Below are 463 nucleotides of genomic sequence, written 5' to 3'. Positions count from 1 at the left end.
CAAAAGGAAGGACACGATACAGCTGAACAATCCCTGAGTAAAGGGGTACAAAGTGTGCCAACCGCGTTCTCGAGTTAGGACTTCGATGATCAGGCTACCAACCAGCAGAAATACGGAGCTATTCAGGAAGGCTTCTTGCAACACTTCGGGCCAGGAAAAGTCCCGATCTCCCTGGCTGGGTGTGAATAGATTGACCAGAATCAGCCCGACGATGATAGCCGGAGATTCCATAAGCGCTAGGGCTGCAACCATATAACCATCATAATCAATCCCCAACTCGGTCAAAAAAGCTCCTGCCGTGATGAAAGTTACGGCACTGATGGAGCCATAAGTCGCAGCGATCGCTGCTGCATCATAGGTATCTAGCCTCAGCTTCAGGATAAAAAAGGTATAGATCGGGACGGCACACGCCATCAACATGGCTGCCAGCATGGTGAATATCACCTCCTGGGTCAAGCCGCTT

General features: G+C 50.5%; 1 protein-coding gene. It reads right to left on the bottom strand.

Features of this window, described 5'->3' with window-relative positions; genetic code table 11:
- Positions 1–456, bottom strand: a 456-nt coding sequence (locus FLQ44_RS07840) for a sodium-dependent bicarbonate transport family permease (RefSeq protein ID WP_276607835.1), incomplete at its 3' end; no start/stop codon positions are given.
- Positions 457–463: the final 7 nt, after the last annotated feature.

This window comes from Vogesella mureinivorans (assembly GCF_007644035.1).
Classification (GTDB): Bacteria; Pseudomonadota; Gammaproteobacteria; order Burkholderiales; family Chromobacteriaceae; genus Vogesella; species Vogesella mureinivorans.
The sequence above is the reverse complement of the archived record's forward strand: the minus strand, read 5'-3'. Positions and strand labels throughout refer to the sequence as shown.